Origin of the sequence: Streptomyces sp. NPDC015242 (assembly GCF_043079125.1) — a bacterium.
In the GTDB taxonomy this organism is placed as follows: Bacteria; Actinomycetota; Actinomycetes; order Streptomycetales; family Streptomycetaceae; genus Streptomyces.
In genome coordinates this window covers 58856-74870 of sequence record NZ_JBIBUF010000009.1, presented here as the reverse complement: position 1 = coordinate 74870, position 16015 = coordinate 58856, and the positions used below count along the sequence as shown (strand labels likewise).

Here is a 16015-nt window from a genome sequence, read left to right as displayed (position 1 = left end):
GCGCGGGCCCCCGCACGTTAGGCAGAGGGCGGACCTGCCGCCCTGTGACGCACGCACCAGGAGGCACCCAGCGATGTCGTTCCCGCAGCTCGACGACGAGCACCGCGGTGAGGAGATCCTCGCCGTCTTCGACACCGCCTTCGGCGAGCTGCTGGCCGCCGACCCGGCCGCGTTCCGTGTGAAGTTCCGCAAGATGGCGGCCTCGGCCTTCGCCTTCTACCGGGGCACGGCGTGCCTCTTCTACCACGACCTCGACCGCCAGGGGCTCCTGGACGGCCCCTACCTGGACGAGCGCACCTCGCGCGTGTGGATCCACGGCGACCTGCACGCGGAGAACTTCGGCACGTACATGGACGCCAACGGCCGCCTGATCTTCAACGTCAACGACTTCGACGAGGCCTACGTCGGCCCCTTCACCTGGGACCTGGCGCGGTTCGCCGCCTCCATCGCGCTGATCGGCTACGCCAAGGCGCTCGGCGACGAGCAGATCACCGAACTGGTGCGGGTGTACGCGGGCGCGTACCGGGAGCGGATCCACGCCCTGGCCACGGGCGCGAAGAGCGACGAGGTGCCGCCGTTCACGCTGGACACCGCGCAGGGCCCGCTGCTGGACGCGCTGCGTGACGCCCGTTCGCTGACCCGCTTCGGGCTGCTGGAGTCGATGACGGAGATCCGCGACTTCGAGCGCCGCTTCGCGCCCGGCGGCGGCTCGGTCGAGCTGGACGCGGCCACGCGCTACAAGGTCCTCGCGGCCTTCGACGGCTATCTGGAGACGCTTCCGGACAGCTCCCTGGCCCGCCCGGACTCCTACCGTGTGAAGGACGTCGTCGGCCGCCGCGGCATCGGCATCGGCTCGGCGGGGCTGCCGTCGTACAACATCCTCCTGGAGGGGCACAGCGACGCCCTGGAGAACGATGTCGTGATCTACATCAAGCAGGCCCAGACCCCGGCCGTCTCCCGGCACGTCACGGACCGGGCGATCCGCGACTACTTCCAGCACGAGGGGCACCGCACGGTCATCTCCCAGCGGGCCCTCCAGGCGCACGCGGACCCGTGGCTGGGCTGGACCGAGCTGGACGGCGCGGGCCAGCTGGTCGCCGAGGTCTCGCCGTACGCGGTGGACCTCGACTGGGGCGACATCGACGACCCGGAGGAGATCGCCCAGGTGGTGGCCGACCTCGGCCGGGCGACGGCCGCGATGCACGCTGCGGCCGACGACCAGTCCGGCGAGTCCCTGGTGCCGTTCTCCACCGAGCGGGCCATCGACGCGGCGATCGCGGCCGACGAGGAGGGCTTCGCTCCCCTGCTGGTCGACTTCGCGCACGGCTACGGCGCACGCGCGCGTGCCGACCACCAGGCCTTCGTGGACCTCTTCCGCAACGGCCGGATCCCGGGTCTGTGACGGACCGGACTCGCACAGGATGCCTTTAGGGGTCCCTTACGGGCCCCCGTGACAGACTCTTCTCTCGCTATGGACATATCCGGGATCCCGCTCAGAGCCGTGCGCGCGGCGCTGTTCACGGCCGTGGTCGTGACGCTCAGCACCGCGTCGCACGTGCTGCTGTCCCGGGCCCCGCTGCCGCTGGGCACGGTGGCGGCGGTCGCCGCCGCCGTGTTCGTCCTCGCCTACGCCCTGGCGGGCCGCGAGCGCTCCTTCGGGCGGATCGCCGGCCTGCTGATCCCGCTGGAGCTGGCCGCCGACACGGTGTTCACCACGGGCCAGCACGCCTGCTACGGCCGGGCGGGCGGCCCGGTCGCGGGCCCGCTGCGCTCGGTCGGTCTGGACGTGCTGTGCGGCGGCGGCGAGGTCGGCACCCCGCTGGCCCGGATGGCCGGGGCGACGGGCACGGAGCGGCTCGCGGCGGCGGTCGCCCACGCCGATCCGGCCACGGCCTGGCTGCTGCTCGGGGCGCACCTCGGCGTCGGTCTCACGGCCGCCGTCTGGCTGCGCCGCGGCGAGCGGGCCCTGGCCCAGCTGCTGGGCGCGGTGACGGCGACGACGTTCCGGCCGCTGCTGCTGGCGGTCGCCGCGGTGACGGTGCGGCGGCGTCCGGCCGGCCGCCGGCTGTCACCGCGCGCCGCCGACCGCACGCGCACCGCCCGCGACCTGGTTCTCGCGTACTCCCTGGGACGGCGCGGACCGCCCTGCTCGCCCGCCCGCGTCTGAGGCGTCCGCCCTCACGCACCGCGGCTGTGAGCACGAGCAGTCCCCCTTACGCATCCCGCACACGACGTGTGCGCGTCCCCCACGGAGAACACCACCATGAGCAAGCGCAACAGCCAGTCGGCGAAGACGGCGGCCCGCGAGCGGCTGCGCGTCGAGCGCGAGCGCGAGGCGAAGCGGGCCAAGACCAAGCGGCAGATCGTCGTCGCCTGTTCCGTCGTCGGCGTGCTGGCGATAGCCGGCGGCATCGGCTACGCGGTCGTCCAGGGCAACGAGCCGGGCTACTGGGAGGCCAAGAAGGACGCCGAGGTCGTCGCCCCCGCCAACACCACGGGCACCGACGGCACCACGGTCGTCATCGGCAAGGACTCGGCGAAGAAGACCCTGAAGATCTACGAGGACCCGCGCTGCCCGGTGTGCGCCCAGTTCGAGCAGGTCGTCGGCCCGACCGTGAAGAAGGACATCGACGACGGCAAGTACAAGATGCAGTTCATCGGGGCCACCTTCATCGACGACAAGGACAACGGCGAGGGCTCCAAGAACGCGCTGAGCGCCCTGGGCGCCGCCCTGAACGTCAGCGACGAGGCGTTCCTCGACTACAAGGCCGCGCTGTACTCGGCGAAGTTCCACCCGGAGGAGACCTCCGACGAGTTCAAGAAGGACAGCTACCTCATCAAGGTGGCGGACAGCGTCCCGGAGCTGAAGGGCAACAAGAAGTTCCAGAACGCGGTCGAGAAGGGCACCTTCGACGCCTGGGCGATGGCCATGTCGAAGACGTTCGACGACAACAAGGACGGCGTCACGGGCACCCCGGGCTTCGTCATGGACGGCAAGCAGCTCACGGCCGACGGCCAGGGCACGCCGCTGATGACGGTGGAGGACTTCAACCGGGTCGTGGGCGAGGCCCTGAAGAAGTGACGGCGGGCCGGGGACCGGCCGGCATGTGAAGAGCGGGCGAACTTCCGGAGTTCGCCCGCTCCGGTGCATACCGACCAGTAACCTGATCGCTCGTGACCAGTCGATACAGATCATCGAACACGTCCGAGGGCCCCAACTCCCTCACCCCGCGCCGCCGTACGGTCGTCAAGGCCGCGGCGGCGACCGCCGTCCTGGCCGGACCGCTGGCGGCCACCCTGCCCGCGCGCGCCGTCGACCAGGCCCCCGCCTTCCTGCACGGCGTCGCCTCCGGTGACCCCCTGCCGGACGGCGTCCTGCTGTGGACCCGCGTGACGCCCGTCCCCGAGGCGATACCCGGCTCCGGGCTCGGTCCGGACACCGAGGTGAGCTGGACCGTCGCCCTGGACAAGGCGTTCACGCAGGTCGTCGCCAAGGGCTCCACCCTCGCGACCGCCGCGTCGGACCACACCGTGAAGGCCGACATCCGCGGTCTGCGGCCGGGCACGGACTACTGGTTCCGCTTCTCCGCCGGCGGCACCGACTCCCCCGCCGCCCGCACCCGCACCGCCCCCGCCCCCGACGCGGCCGTCCCGGGCCTGCGTTTCGGCGTGGTCTCCTGCGCCAACTGGGAGGCCGGGTACTTCGCCCCGTACCGGCACCTCGCGGCCCGCGGCGACCTGGACGCCTGGCTGCACCTCGGCGACTACATCTACGAGTACGGCACCGGCGAGTACGGCACCCGCGGCACGGTCGTCCGCCCGCACGCCCCGGCGCACGAGATCGTCACACTGGCCGACTACCGCGTCCGGCACGCCCGTTACAAGACCGACCCGGACCTCCAGGCCCTGCACGCGGCGGCCCCGGTCGTGGCCATCTGGGACGACCACGAGATCGCCAACGACGCCTGGTCGGGCGGCGCCGAGAACCACACGGAGGGCGCCGAGGGCACCTGGGCCGCCCGTCAGGCCGCCGCCAAGCAGGCCTACTTCGAGTGGATGCCGGTGCGTCCCGCGGTCGCCGGCACCACCTACCGCCGGCTGCGCTTCGGCAAGCTGGTGGACCTGTCGCTGCTGGACCTGCGCTCCTTCCGCTCCCAGCAGGTGAAGGTCGGCAACGGCGAGGTCGACGACCCGGACCGCACCCTCACCGGCCGCGCCCAGCTCGACTGGCTCAAGGCGGGCCTGACGGCGTCCGACACCACCTGGCGGCTGGTCGGCAACTCGGTGATGATCTCGCCGTTCGCCATCGGCTCGCTCTCCGCCGACCTGCTCAAGCCGCTGGCCAAGCTGCTGGGCCTGCCGCAGGAGGGCCTCGCCCTCAACACCGACCAGTGGGACGGCTACACCGACGACCGCCGCGAGATCCTGACGCACCTGCGCGCCAACGCCATCCGCAACACGGTCTTCCTCACCGGCGACATCCACATGGCGTGGGCCAACGACGTGCCGGTGGACGCGGGCACGTACCCGCTCTCCCCGTCGGCGGCCACGGAGTTCGTGGTCACCTCGGTCACCTCGGACAACCTCGACGACATCGTCAAGGTTCCCGAGGGCACGGTCTCCGCGGTCGCCTCACCGGTCATCCGCGCGGCCAACCGGCACGTCCACTGGGTCGACACCGACCGCCACGGCTACGGCGTCCTGGACATCACGGCCGAGCGCGCGCAGATGGACTACTACGTCGTCTCCGACCGGGCCAGGCGCGACGCCACGGCCAAGTGGTCGCGCTCGTACCGCACGCGCAGCGGCACCCAGAAGCTCGAACGCGTCTACGACCCGGTCTGAGCCGTCCCTCACAGGCTGTCGAGGAAGCCGAGCGCCACCCGCCAGGTGGCCTCGGCGGCCTCCGCGTCGTGGTCGGGCAGCTCGGGGTCGGTGTAGAGGTGACCGGCCCCGGCGTACCGGTACACCTCGACGTCGGCGCCGGTGCGGCCCATCTGCAGGTACCAGGCGCTGAGCCAGTCGTCCGTCTCGAAGGGGTCCGGCTCCGCCACGTGCAGCTGGACCGGCAGCCCGTCCACGGTGACGCCCGGCGCGATGTCCGAGGTGCCGTGCAGGAGCAGCAGGCCGCGTGCCTTGTCGTCGCCGAGAGCCAGGGTCTGGGCGATGGAGGCGCCGAGCGAGAACCCGGCGTAGACGAGCCCGCGCTCCGAGTAGGGCGCGGCGGCCAGTACGGCCCGCTTCAGCAGCTCCTCCTTGCCGATCCGCTCCTTGTGCTCCATGCCCTCCTCGACCGTCTCGAACGTGCGCCCCTCGAAGAGGTCGGGCGTCCACACCTCGTGACCGGCCGAACGCAGCCGGTCAGCGGCCTGGTGCACTGCGGGCCGCAGCCCGAAGGTCGAGTGAAAGAGCATGATGTTCATGAGGCCATGGTGCCAGCCGGGTGTGACGGACCCGGATTCCGGCACTACCCAGGACGCCGCCGAAGTCACATGTTCATGACCCCGGGGAGCCGGTTAGGTTCGGGGGCATGGAGAACCTGCTACGACCGCTGATCGTGGTCGGTGGCTCGGTCGTGCTCACGCTGGTGATCGGCTGGGCCACCGACTTCCTGCTGCGCAAGGCCGACGACCGGCACCACGACACCCCGCTGTGGGGGCTGCTGCGCCGTGCCCGCATCCCGTACCAGCTCGTGCTGTGCGCCGCCCTGCTGAGAGGGTCCTACGACGAGGCGGACCTGCTGCGGAGCAACGAGGAGGCCGTCGGCCGGGCCCTGACCCTGGTGCTGATCGGGTCCACCGCGTGGCTGATCATCCGGATCGCGGCGGCGATAGTCGAGACGTCCTACAGCCGGTACGCCCACGGCCGGGCGCACCGTGATCCGGCCCGGGTCCGCCGGGTGCGCACCCAGGTGACGCTGATCATGCGGGTGGTGTCCGCGATCGTCGGGGTGGTGGCCGCGGCGAGCATGCTGCTGACCTTCCCGGCGTTCAAGGCGGCCGGTGCCTCGCTGCTGGCCTCGGCCGGCATCCTCGGCATCGTCGCCGGTGTCGCCGCCCAGTCCACCCTGAGCAACATGTTCGCCGGGTTCCAGATCGCCTTCGGCGACATGGTGCGCATCGGGGACACCGTGGTGGTGGACGGCGAGTGGGGCACGGTCGAGGAGATCACGCTGACGTTCCTGGCCGTGCGCACCTGGGACGAGCGCCGGATCACCATGCCGGTGTCGTACTTCACGTCCAAGCCGTTCGAGAACTGGTCGCGCGGGACGCCGCAGATGACCGGCATCGTCTACTGGCACCTCGACCACACGGCGCCCGTGGACGCGATGCGCGACAAGCTCCGCGACATCCTGCGCGAGTGCCCGGCCTGGGACGGCCGCGCCTACGACCTGTCCGTGACGGACACCACGCCGAACACCATGCAGGTGCGCGCCCTGGTGACCGCCAAGGACGCCGACGACATCTGGACGGTCCGGGTCGCGGTCCGCGAGCGGATGATCCGCTGGCTGGCCGACGAACACCCGTACGCCCTCCCCCGGGTCAACACGGCGGACGCGGTACTGCCACCGGCCCTGAACGGCACCCATCCCTCGCACGACGGCGCCCGCCGGTCCCCGGACGGGGTGCCGCACCAGCGCCGGTATCACGGCTCGCCCCGCTCGGAGCGCTGACGGACCCGCGGCGCACGCCCCGGTGCGCACACCCAGGACGGCTGCCCGTGCCGCGGACAGCCGTCCTGGTGTGTGGGGGCTCGGTGACCGCGCTCGGCGCCGCCGTCGGCCCTGCCGCGCCGTTCCGGCGACCCCGCGCCGCCCCGGCCGCCCACCGTCAACGACGGCGGTGGGTGCGGGGGCGGCTCACCTCAGGCTCCGCACGTCGAGATGGCGCAGCACCCGGTCCACCACCTCGGGATCCGCCCCGGGCTCACTGCGCGCCGCCAGCACCTCGTGCCGCGCGGCGCTCAGCATCTCCTGCTGGATCCGCCGCATCCGCTTCAGCTGCCTGGCCCGCTCCCGGTGCGCCTCACGCCGCTCGTCCTCCGCCACGTCCGGGCTGATCCGCACGCCGATGTCGAACGCGCGCCGCAGCATCTGCTCGGTCAGCTCCTCCGGCAGCTCCTCGCTCTCCTCGATCTCCCGCAGCCGCCGCTTGGCCGCCCGCGACGCCCGGATCGCCAGGGTCTTGGCGAACTCCTTCTCCGCGTCGGTGTCGGCCTTCACCCCGAGCCACCGCACCAGCCACGGCAGCGTCAGCCCCTGCACCACCAGCGTGACCATGATCACCCCGAACGCGATGAAGATGATCTCGTCCCGGTTGGGGAACGGCGCCCCGGAGTCGGTCTCCAGCGGGATGGCCAGCACCAGCGCGACCGAGGCCACTCCCCGCATGCCGGACCACCACATCACCACGGTCTCGCGCCAGCTGACGGGGATGTCCTCGTCGTAGTCCCGCCGGGCGTGCAGCCGTTTGGTCAGCCAGGTCGCCGGCAGCAGCCACAGCAGCCGGACGAACACCACCACGCACACCACCAGCGCCGCCCACCCGAGCAACTGGCCCCACCGGCCGGCCGCGGTGTTGATCGCGTTGTGCAGCTCCAGCCCGACCAGGCCGAACGCGACCCCGGTGACGAGCGTGTCGACGATGTTCCAGAACGTGTGCCCGGCCAGCCGCGTCATGACGTCGTCGGCGTCGGAGCCGTACTCCGCGAGGAACAGCGCGGTGGTGAGCACGGCGAGCACCCCCGAGCCGTGCAGTTCCTCGGCCATCACGTAGGAGGCGTACGGCACCAGCAGGGTCAGCCCGATCTGCAGGGTCGCGTCGTCCAGTCGCTCCATCAGCTTGTTCGCGCCCCAGCCGAGGGCGAGCCCCACCGCGATCGCCACGACGGCCGACAGCACCAGGTCGAGCCCGGCCTTCCAGGGCGAGAACGTCCCGCTCACGGCGGCGGCGATCGCCACGTGGTACAGGACGATGGCCGTCACGTCGTTGAACAGCCCCTCGCCCTCCAGGATCGACACCAGGCGGCGCGGCAGCCCCAGCTGCCCGGCCACGGCGGTCGCCGCGACCGGGTCCGGCGGCGCCACCAGCGCACCGAGCGCGAACGCCGCGGCGAGCGGCAGACCCGGCACGATCGCGTTCGCCGCCGCGGCCACGCAGGCCATGGTGACGAAGACCAGCGCCACGGCCAGCAGGAAGATGGGTCTCTTGTTCGCCGCGAACTGCCGCCACGAGGTGCGCCGCACGGCGGCGTACAGCAGGGGCGGCAGCAGCAGCGGCAGGATCAGGTCCGGCGGGATGTCGACGTTCGGGACGAAGTCGAGCAGCGCGAGGACTATGCCGAGCAGGGTCATCAGCACCGGCGCGGGCATCCCGAGCCGATCCCCGACCGGGACGCTGATCACGGCCCCGAGCAGCAGCACGAACAACAGGGCCAACTGATCCACGGTCAGCGCTCCGGGAGGTCAGACGGTCACACGACTGATCTCAAGACTGCCACGCAACACCTGTGACAAACCGTTTCGGCACCCGCACCACGGGCTGGGGCGAACGCCGCACCGCGGGGCTAGAGCGAACGCCGCATCGCCTGGTGCGGGAGGCCGGCCTCCAGGTACTCCGATCCATAGGCCGCGTAGCCGAGCCGCTGGTAGAAGCCGAGCGCGTGCGTCTGGGCGTGCAGGTCCACGGCCGCGAGCCCCCGCGCACGCGCCTCCTCCTCGAGGGCACGCACCAGGGCGGCCCCGACCCCGAGCCCACGCGCGTGAGCGGTCACGGCGAGCCGGCCGAGGGAGCCCACCGACGCGTCGGCCCCGGTCTGCGCCACTGCCGCCTCCCCGACCAGCAGCCGCCCGGTCCCGAGCGGCACCCCGTCCTCCCGGACGGCCAGGACGTGGACGGCACCGGCGTCGTACGCGTCGTACTCCAGGTCCTCCGGCACGCCCTGCTCGCGGACGAAGACCTCCTTGCGCACCGCGAAGCACGCCGCGCGGTCGGCCGGGTCCTCGGCGGCGCGCACCGCGTAACCGGGCTCACTCACGCGTACGTCTCCTCCCGCACCTGCTCCAGCGCGTTGCGCAGGTCCTCCGGGTAGTCGCAGGAGAACTCCACCCACTGCCCGTCGCCGGGGTGCTCGAAGCCGAGCCGCACCGCGTGCAGCCACTGGCGGGTCAGGCGCAGCCGCTTGGCGAGGGTCGGGTCGGCGCCGTACGTCAGGTCGCCGACGCAGGGGTGCCGGTGGGCGGCCATGTGGACACGGATCTGGTGGGTGCGGCCGGTCTCCAGCTTCACGTCGAGCAGCGACGCGGCGCGGAACGCCTCGATGAGGTCGTAGTGCGTGACCGACGGCTTGCCCTCGGCGGTGACGGCCCACTTGTAGTCGTGCTGCGGGTGCCGTCCGATGGGCGCGTCGATGGTGCCGCTGGTCGGGTCCGGGTGGCCCTGGACGAGCGTGTGGTACCGCTTGTCGACCGTGCGCTCCTTGAACTGGCGCTTCAGCGACGTGTACGCGTACTCCGACTTGGCCACGACCATCAGCCCCGACGTGCCGACGTCGAGCCGGTGCACGATGCCCTGGCGCTCGGCGGCGCCGGAGGTGGAGATCCGGTACCCGGCGGCGGCGAGGCCGCCGATGACGGTCGGCCCGGTCCAGCCCGGCGACGGGTGCGCGGCCACGCCGACCGGCTTGACGATGACGACCACGTCATCGTCGTCGTGCACGATCTCCATGCCCTCGACCGGCTCGGCCACCACCTGCACCGGCGCCGGGGCCTGCGGCATCTCGACCTCCAGCCAGGCCCCGCCGTGCACCCGCTCCGACTTGCCGACCACCGACCCGTCGACCGTGACCTTCCCCGCGGCGGCGAGCTCGGCCGCCTTGGTACGGGAGAAGCCGAACATGCGGGAGATGGCGGCGTCGACGCGCTCGCCCTCCAGGCCGTCGGGCACGGGCAGGGTACGGATCTCGGGAAGCGTGCTCACCCGTCGAGTATGCCGGACGGGCCCGGCACCCCCGTACGCGCCTGTGGACAACCCCGCGCGCTCAGTCCTTGTGGACGGTGCCGTCCGGGTCGAGCCCCTTGAAGGACAGCAGCACGATCAGGATGCCGCCGCACACGATCGCCGAGTCGGCCAGGTTGAACACGGCGAAGTGCTTGGGCGCGATGAAGTCCACCACCGCGCCCTCGAAGACGCCCGGCGCCCGGAAGATCCGGTCGGTGAGGTTGCCCAGCGCACCGCCGAGCAGCAGGCCCAGCGCGATCGCCCAGGGCAGGCTGTACAGCTTGCGGGCCAGACGGGCGATCACCACGATCACCGCCGCCGCGATCATGGTGAAGATGACGGTGAAGGCCTCGCCGAAGCCGAAGGCCGCACCCGCGTTGCGGATCGCCTCGAACTTCAGCCAGTCCCCGATGATCTCGATCGGCGGGTGGTGCTCCAGCTTGGCCACCACGATCAGCTTGCTGATCAGGTCGAGGGCGTAGGCGAACAGCGCCACCGCGAAGAGCACCGCGATCCGGCGCCTGCCCCGGGGGGCGGGCCCGGCCGCGGTCTCCGGCTCGTCGGTGCCGGGCGCCCCGGCGGCCGCCGGACCCGTCGGTTCGGCACCGGACTCGCCGGTCCGCGCGCCGGTGTCCTCGGAACCGGGCCGCTCCCGTCCGTCCCCGGCCGCGTCCGGTGTGTCCGGCGTACCGATGATGCGCTCCGCCTCTGCCACGTGAGTCCCTCAACCTAGGTGCCTGACTGAGCACGAGGGTACGTCACGCCCCACGCGGCGGACGTGCTCAGGAGGCATTCGGCGGAGGTCAGTACCGGCGCTCCTGCTTCTGCTTGCACTCCACGCACAGCGTCGCCCGCGGGAAGGCCTGCATCCGGGCCTTGCCGATGGGGTTGCCGCAGTTCTCGCACAGGCCGTAGGTGCCCGAGTCGAGGCGGTCCAGGGCCCGCTCGGTCTGGTCGAGCATCTCGCGCGCGTTGGCGGCCAGGGCCAGCTCGTGCTCGCGTGTGATGTTCTTGCTGCCGGTGTCCGCCTCGTCGTGGCCCGCGCCGTCCCCGGAGTCCCGCATCAGGCCGGCGAGCGACCGCTCCGACGAGCTGATCTCCTCGCGCAGCCGCGCCTCCTCGGACATCAGCTCCGACCGGGCCTCCTCGACCTCCTCCGCCGTCCAGGGGTCCTCGCCCGGGCGTACCGCGAGCTCACCGGGCTCCACCACGCCCGCCCGGGCCTTCGGAACGGCGGTCTTCGCCGCCGTGGCCGTGCCAGGAGTCTTCTTCGCACCCACCGTGGTCGCTCCCGTCTGCGGCGCGGCCTCGGCCGCGCCCGCCTTCTTGGCCGTGCTGCTTCCGGCCGTGTCCTGTGTGACCGCGCCGGTCCGGGCGGCGCCCGGTCCGGCGGCACTCTTGCTGGTGGTGCTCGTGCCTCCGGCGCCCTGCCCGGCGACGCCTTCGGCACCCTTCTTCACGGCCCCGGCCCTCTCGGCCTTCCGCTTGCCGCCGACGGCCTCCCCCTCCACCACCGCCGCCTCGGCGGGATCCTTCCCCGCCGCGGCCTTCTTGGCGCCTGCTTTCTTCCCAGCCGCCCCGGCGGCCTGCGCGTCGCCCCCGTCCGCCGCGGCCTGTCCGGCCGCCTGCCCGGTCACCGCCTTCTTCGACGCCGCCTTCTTGGCCGGCACCTTCTTCACCGACGGCTTCTTGACCGACGCCTTCCCGGCCGTCCCGGCCCCGGCCTCCCCGCCCGCCGCCTTCCCGGCAGGAGCCTCCTTCACGGGAGCCTTCTTCGCAGGAGTCTGATCCGCAGGAGACTCCGCCGCAGGAGTCTGCTCCGCAGAAGACTCCGCCGCAGGTGCCTTCTTCGCAGGAGGCTTCCTGCCAGCGGCCTTCTTCGCCGCGGCCTGCCCGGCCGGCGCCTGCCTGGCCGGCGCCTTCCGCGCGGCGGCCTTCCCGCCCGCCGCCCGTTGCTCTCCGGCCTCCTCGTCACCCGCCACCCCCGGCGCCGTCACCTTCCGCACGGCCGCCTTGGTCTTCTCGACCGCGGCCCGCGTCCCCCCGGCCGCCTTCTCCACCGCCCCCTTCACCGCCCGCCCCGCCGAGCCCCCCTGTGCGGACTTCTTGCCGCTCAGGTTCTTGGCCGCGCCGCCGGAGGCCTCCGCTGGCCTGCCGGACGCCGGCTGCTGTACGGCGGTCTTCTTCGCCACCATGGCCGCGGCCCCTTCACATATTGTGATCTTGCTCGCGCATCGTGCTGGGACGATAAATCGACTCGAGTCCCGCGGCAACGGGGCACACCGCCCGATTCGCCCGCCTCGCGCACGCCGCGCGGCGAACCTGCATCCGTTGTGCCCAGCAACCCGTTCGGTAATCCGCCGCGCGGGACGTCCCAGGATCCGAACTCCCATACCACCCCATCAGGGTCATCAAACCCATAAGCGGCCCCCACGAGGGTCCTCCCGGTGCTCCTTCCGGCACCCGCCCCGACGGCCCCGAAATCCGGTCCGCCGCTGTCCGTCCGGCGCCGTACACTGGGCGGAGCGAAAAGCGTGGATGGGGACGAGTAGCGGCGTACGCAGCCCAGAGCGACCCGGGGACGGTGGAAGCCCGGGGGCGAGCGCGACGTGAAGATCACCCCGGAGCCGCCGGAAGAACGCCGCAGCGCAGGCAGCGGTCAGTAGACCCGGCATCGCGACCCCAATGAGGGGGCTCGCCGGCGCACACCCCGTGCCGGAGGGCCAAGGAGGGTGGTACCGCGGGAGCGCGCCGAAGGCGGCGCAGGCAGACGTAGCTCTCGTCCCTCCGGACGGAAGGCAGCAAGTCCGCCCGGAGGAAGCCCGCTGATGACATCGCCGACGTATCGCCAGGTCCCCGCCCAGGTCGACCTGCCCGCTCTCGAGCACGCGGTGCTCGACTTCTGGCGCGAGCAGAAGATCTTCGCCAAGAGCCTGGAGCAGTCCGAGGGCCGCCCCGAGTGGGTGTTCTACGAGGGCCCGCCCACCGCCAACGGCATGCCCGGCGCCCACCACATCGAGGCCCGCGTCTTCAAGGACGTCTTCCCCCGCTTCCGCACCATGCGCGGCTACCACGTGGCCCGCAAGGCCGGCTGGGACTGCCACGGCCTGCCCGTGGAGCTCGCCGTCGAGAAGGAGCTCGGCTTCTCCGGCAAGCAGGACATCGAGGCGTACGGCATCGCGGAGTTCAACGCGAAGTGCCGCGAGTCGGTGACCCGGCACACGGACGCCTTCGAAGAGCTCACGACCCGCATGGGCTACTGGACCGACCTGAACGACCCGTACCGCACGATGGACCCCGAGTACATCGAGTCGGTCTGGTGGTCGCTGAAGGAGATCTTCAACAAGGGCCTGCTGGTCCAGGACCACCGCGTGGCCCCCTGGTGCCCCCGCTGCGGCACCGGCCTGTCCGACCACGAGCTGGCACAGGGCTACGAGACGGTCGTCGACCCGTCCGTCTACGTCCGCTTCCCGCTCACCTCCGGCCCGCTCGCCGGCGAGGCCGCGCTGCTGGTCTGGACGACCACGCCCTGGACGCTGGTGTCCAACACGGCGGTCGCGGCCCACCCCGAGGTCACCTACGTCGTCGCCACGAACGGCGAGGAGAAGCTCGTCGTCGCCGAGCCGCTGCTCGCCAAGGCCCTCGGCGAGGGCTGGGAGAGCACGGGGCAGACCTTCACGGGCGCCGAGATGGAGCGCTGGACCTACCGGCGCCCCTTCGAGCTGGTGGAGTTCCCGGAGCCGGCGCACTTCGTCGTCAACGCCGAGTACGTCACCACCGAGGACGGCACGGGTCTGGTCCACCAGTCCCCCGCCTTCGGTGAGGACGACCTCAAGGTCTGCCGCTCCTACGGCCTGCCGGTCGTGAACCCGGTCCGCCCGGACGGCACCTTCGAGGAGGACGTCCCGCTGGTCGGCGGCGTCTTCTTCAAGAAGGCCGACGAGAAGCTCACCGCCGACCTCGACGAACGCGGCCTGCTCTTCAAGCACATCCCGTACGAGCACAGCTACCCGCACTGCTGGCGCTGCCACACCGCGCTGCTCTACTACGCCCAGCCGTCCTGGTACATCCGCACCACGGCCATCAAGGACCGCCTCCTCGCGGAGAACGAGAACACCAACTGGTTCCCGGACACGGTCAAGAACGGCCGCTACGGCGACTGGCTGAACAACAACATCGACTGGGCGCTGTCCCGCAACCGCTACTGGGGCACCCCGCTGCCCATCTGGCGCTGCGAGGACGACCACCTCACCTGCGTCGGCTCCCTCACCGAGCTGACCGAGCTGACCGGCACGGACCAGTCGAGCCTGGACCCGCACCGCCCGTTCATCGACGAGGTCACCTTCGCCTGCCCGCAGGGCGGTTGCGGGAAGACGGCCACGCGCGTGCCCGAGGTGATCGACGCCTGGTACGACTCGGGCTCGATGCCGTTCGCGCAGTGGGGCTACCCGTACAAGAACAAGGAACTGTTCGAGACCCGCTACCCGGCGCAGTTCATCTGCGAGGCCATCGACCAGACCCGCGGCTGGTTCTACACGCTGATGGCGGTCGGCACGCTCGTCTTCGACAAGTCGTCGTACGAGAACGTGGTCTGCCTCGGTCACATCCTCGCCGAGGACGGCCGCAAGATGTCCAAGCACCTGGGCAACATCCTGCAGCCGATCCCGCTCATGGACCAGCACGGCGCCGACGCGGTCCGCTGGTTCATGGCGGCCGGCGGCTCCCCGTGGGCGGCCCGCCGGGTGGGCCACAACACGATCCAGGAAGTCGTCCGCAAGACGCTCCTGACGTACTGGAACACGGTCGCCTTCCAGGCCCTGTACGCCCGTACGGCCGGCTGGGCCCCGTCCGAGGCCGACCCGGCCCCGGCCGACCGCCCGGTCCTGGACCGCTGGCTGCTGTCCGAACTGCACGCGCTGACCGACCAGGTCACCCAGGCCCTCGACGCCTACGACACCCAGCGCGCCGGCAAGCTGCTGTCCGCGTTCGTCGACGACCTGTCCAACTGGTACGTGCGCCGCTCCCGCCGCCGCTTCTGGCAGGGCGACAAGGCGGCCCTGCGCACGCTGCACGAGGTGGTGCGGACCGTGACGCAGCTCATGGCCCCGCTGACCCCGTTCATCACCGAGCGGGTCTGGCAGGACCTGATCGTGCCGGTCACCCCGGGCGCCCCGGAGTCGGTGCACCTGTCGTCCTGGCCGGAGGCGGACCTCACCGCCATCGACCCGGAGCTGTCGAAGCAGATGGTGCTGGTGCGCCGGCTGGTGGAGCTCGGCCGGGCCACGCGCGCGGAGTCGGGCGTCAAGACCCGTCAGCCGCTCTCCCGCGCCCTGATCGCTGCCACCGGCTTCGACGCGCTGGACTCTGAACTGCGCGCGCAGATCACGGAGGAGCTGAACGTCGAGTCCCTGGCCACGCTGAGCGAGGTCGGCGGCTCCCTGGTCGACACCACCGCGAAGGCCAACTTCCGCGCGCTGGGCAAGCGGTTCGGCAAGCGCGTCCAGGACGTGGCGAAGGCCATCGCGAACGCGGACGCGGCCGCCCTGTCCCTGGCCCTGCGCGAGGGCACAGCGTCCGTGGAGGTCGACGGCGAGACCGTCACGCTCGCTCCCGACGAGGTCATCATCACGGAGACCCCGCGCGAGGGCTGGTCGGTGGCGTCCGACGCGGGCGCGACGGTCGCCCTGGACCTGGAGATCACGGAGGAGCTGCGCCGTGCGGGCCTCGCCCGTGACGCGATCCGCCTGATCCAGGAGGCCCGCAAGAACAGCGGCCTCGACGTGGCCGACCGCATCGCACTGCGCTGGACGGCGACGGACGCGGCCACGGTCGCGGCCCTCACCGACCACGCCGGCCTGATCGCCGACGAGGTCCTCGCCACGGACTTCGCCCAGGGCGAGGCGGACGGCGGCTACGGTGAGCCGTTCACCGACGAGAGCCTGACCCTGACGTTCCGCCTGCGCAAGGCGTAACGCACCGGCCGAAGGCCCGGTCTTGCCAGGATTCCTGGCGGGACC

12 protein-coding genes are annotated in these 16015 nt (G+C 71.9%); 6 read left to right on the top strand and 6 right to left on the bottom strand.

The window, feature by feature from the left end:
• Positions 1-73 precede the first annotated feature (73 nt).
• The 4 genes from ACF07N_RS28385 to ACF07N_RS28370 all read left to right on the top strand — a co-directional run bounded on the left by ACF07N_RS28385 (position 74) and on the right by ACF07N_RS28370 (position 4845).
• Positions 74-1402: a DUF2252 domain-containing protein gene (locus tag ACF07N_RS28385; protein ID WP_383333211.1), complete on the top strand. Its 1329-nt coding sequence runs from the start codon at positions 74-76 to the stop codon at positions 1400-1402.
• Positions 1403-1471: 69 nt separating this feature from the next.
• Positions 1472-2167 (top strand): hypothetical protein, encoded by a 696-nt coding sequence (locus ACF07N_RS28380; protein ID WP_392118191.1) that lies wholly within the window; start codon positions 1472-1474, stop codon positions 2165-2167.
• Between the two features lie 96 nt (positions 2168-2263).
• The gene (locus tag ACF07N_RS28375) at positions 2264-3082 is read left to right on the top strand and encodes a thioredoxin domain-containing protein (RefSeq protein WP_392118188.1); all 819 of its coding nucleotides are present in this window, start codon (positions 2264-2266) and stop codon (positions 3080-3082) included.
• A 92-nt stretch (positions 3083-3174) separates the two neighbouring features.
• Entirely contained in the window at positions 3175-4845 is a 1671-nt protein-coding gene (locus ACF07N_RS28370; protein ID WP_392118185.1) for an alkaline phosphatase D family protein, read from the top strand.
• A gap of 8 nt (positions 4846-4853) precedes the next feature.
• Here the strand turns inward: ACF07N_RS28370 and ACF07N_RS28365 are convergent, their stop codons facing one another.
• Positions 4854-5423, bottom strand: a complete 570-nt coding sequence (locus tag ACF07N_RS28365; RefSeq protein ID WP_392118182.1) for a dienelactone hydrolase family protein — start codon at positions 5421-5423, stop codon at positions 4854-4856.
• A gap of 107 nt (positions 5424-5530) precedes the next feature.
• Here ACF07N_RS28365 and ACF07N_RS28360 point away from each other — a divergent pair, with 107 nt between their 5' ends.
• Complete coding sequence (locus ACF07N_RS28360) at positions 5531-6673, top strand: mechanosensitive ion channel family protein (RefSeq protein WP_392118179.1); 1143 nt, start codon at positions 5531-5533, stop codon at positions 6671-6673.
• Positions 6674-6859: 186 nt separating this feature from the next.
• On the opposite strand, the gene ACF07N_RS28355 is transcribed toward ACF07N_RS28360, so the two are convergent.
• From ACF07N_RS28355 to ACF07N_RS28335, 5 genes are all read right to left on the bottom strand, one after another.
• Positions 6860-8446, bottom strand: a complete 1587-nt coding sequence (locus tag ACF07N_RS28355) for a Na+/H+ antiporter (RefSeq protein ID WP_383333199.1) — start codon at positions 8444-8446, stop codon at positions 6860-6862.
• Between the two features lie 119 nt (positions 8447-8565).
• Positions 8566-9036 (bottom strand): GNAT family N-acetyltransferase, encoded by a 471-nt coding sequence (locus ACF07N_RS28350; protein ID WP_383333197.1) that lies wholly within the window; start codon positions 9034-9036, stop codon positions 8566-8568.
• Entirely contained in the window at positions 9033-9977 is a 945-nt protein-coding gene (locus ACF07N_RS28345) for an RluA family pseudouridine synthase (RefSeq protein ID WP_094052517.1), read from the bottom strand. Before ACF07N_RS28345 ends, ACF07N_RS28350 begins: the two co-directional genes overlap by 4 nt.
• Before the next feature lie 61 nt (positions 9978-10038).
• Positions 10039-10713, bottom strand: a complete 675-nt coding sequence (lspA, locus tag ACF07N_RS28340) for a signal peptidase II (protein ID WP_392118174.1) — start codon at positions 10711-10713, stop codon at positions 10039-10041.
• Between the two features lie 88 nt (positions 10714-10801).
• Positions 10802-11668, bottom strand: coding sequence for a TraR/DksA family transcriptional regulator (locus tag ACF07N_RS28335; RefSeq protein WP_392118779.1), 867 nt, complete (start codon positions 11666-11668; stop codon positions 10802-10804).
• A 1158-nt stretch (positions 11669-12826) separates the two neighbouring features.
• Between ACF07N_RS28335 and ileS the strand changes: the two genes are divergently transcribed.
• Entirely contained in the window at positions 12827-15970 is a 3144-nt protein-coding gene (gene ileS, locus ACF07N_RS28330) for an isoleucine--tRNA ligase (protein WP_392118171.1), read from the top strand.
• Positions 15971-16015 lie beyond the last annotated feature (45 nt).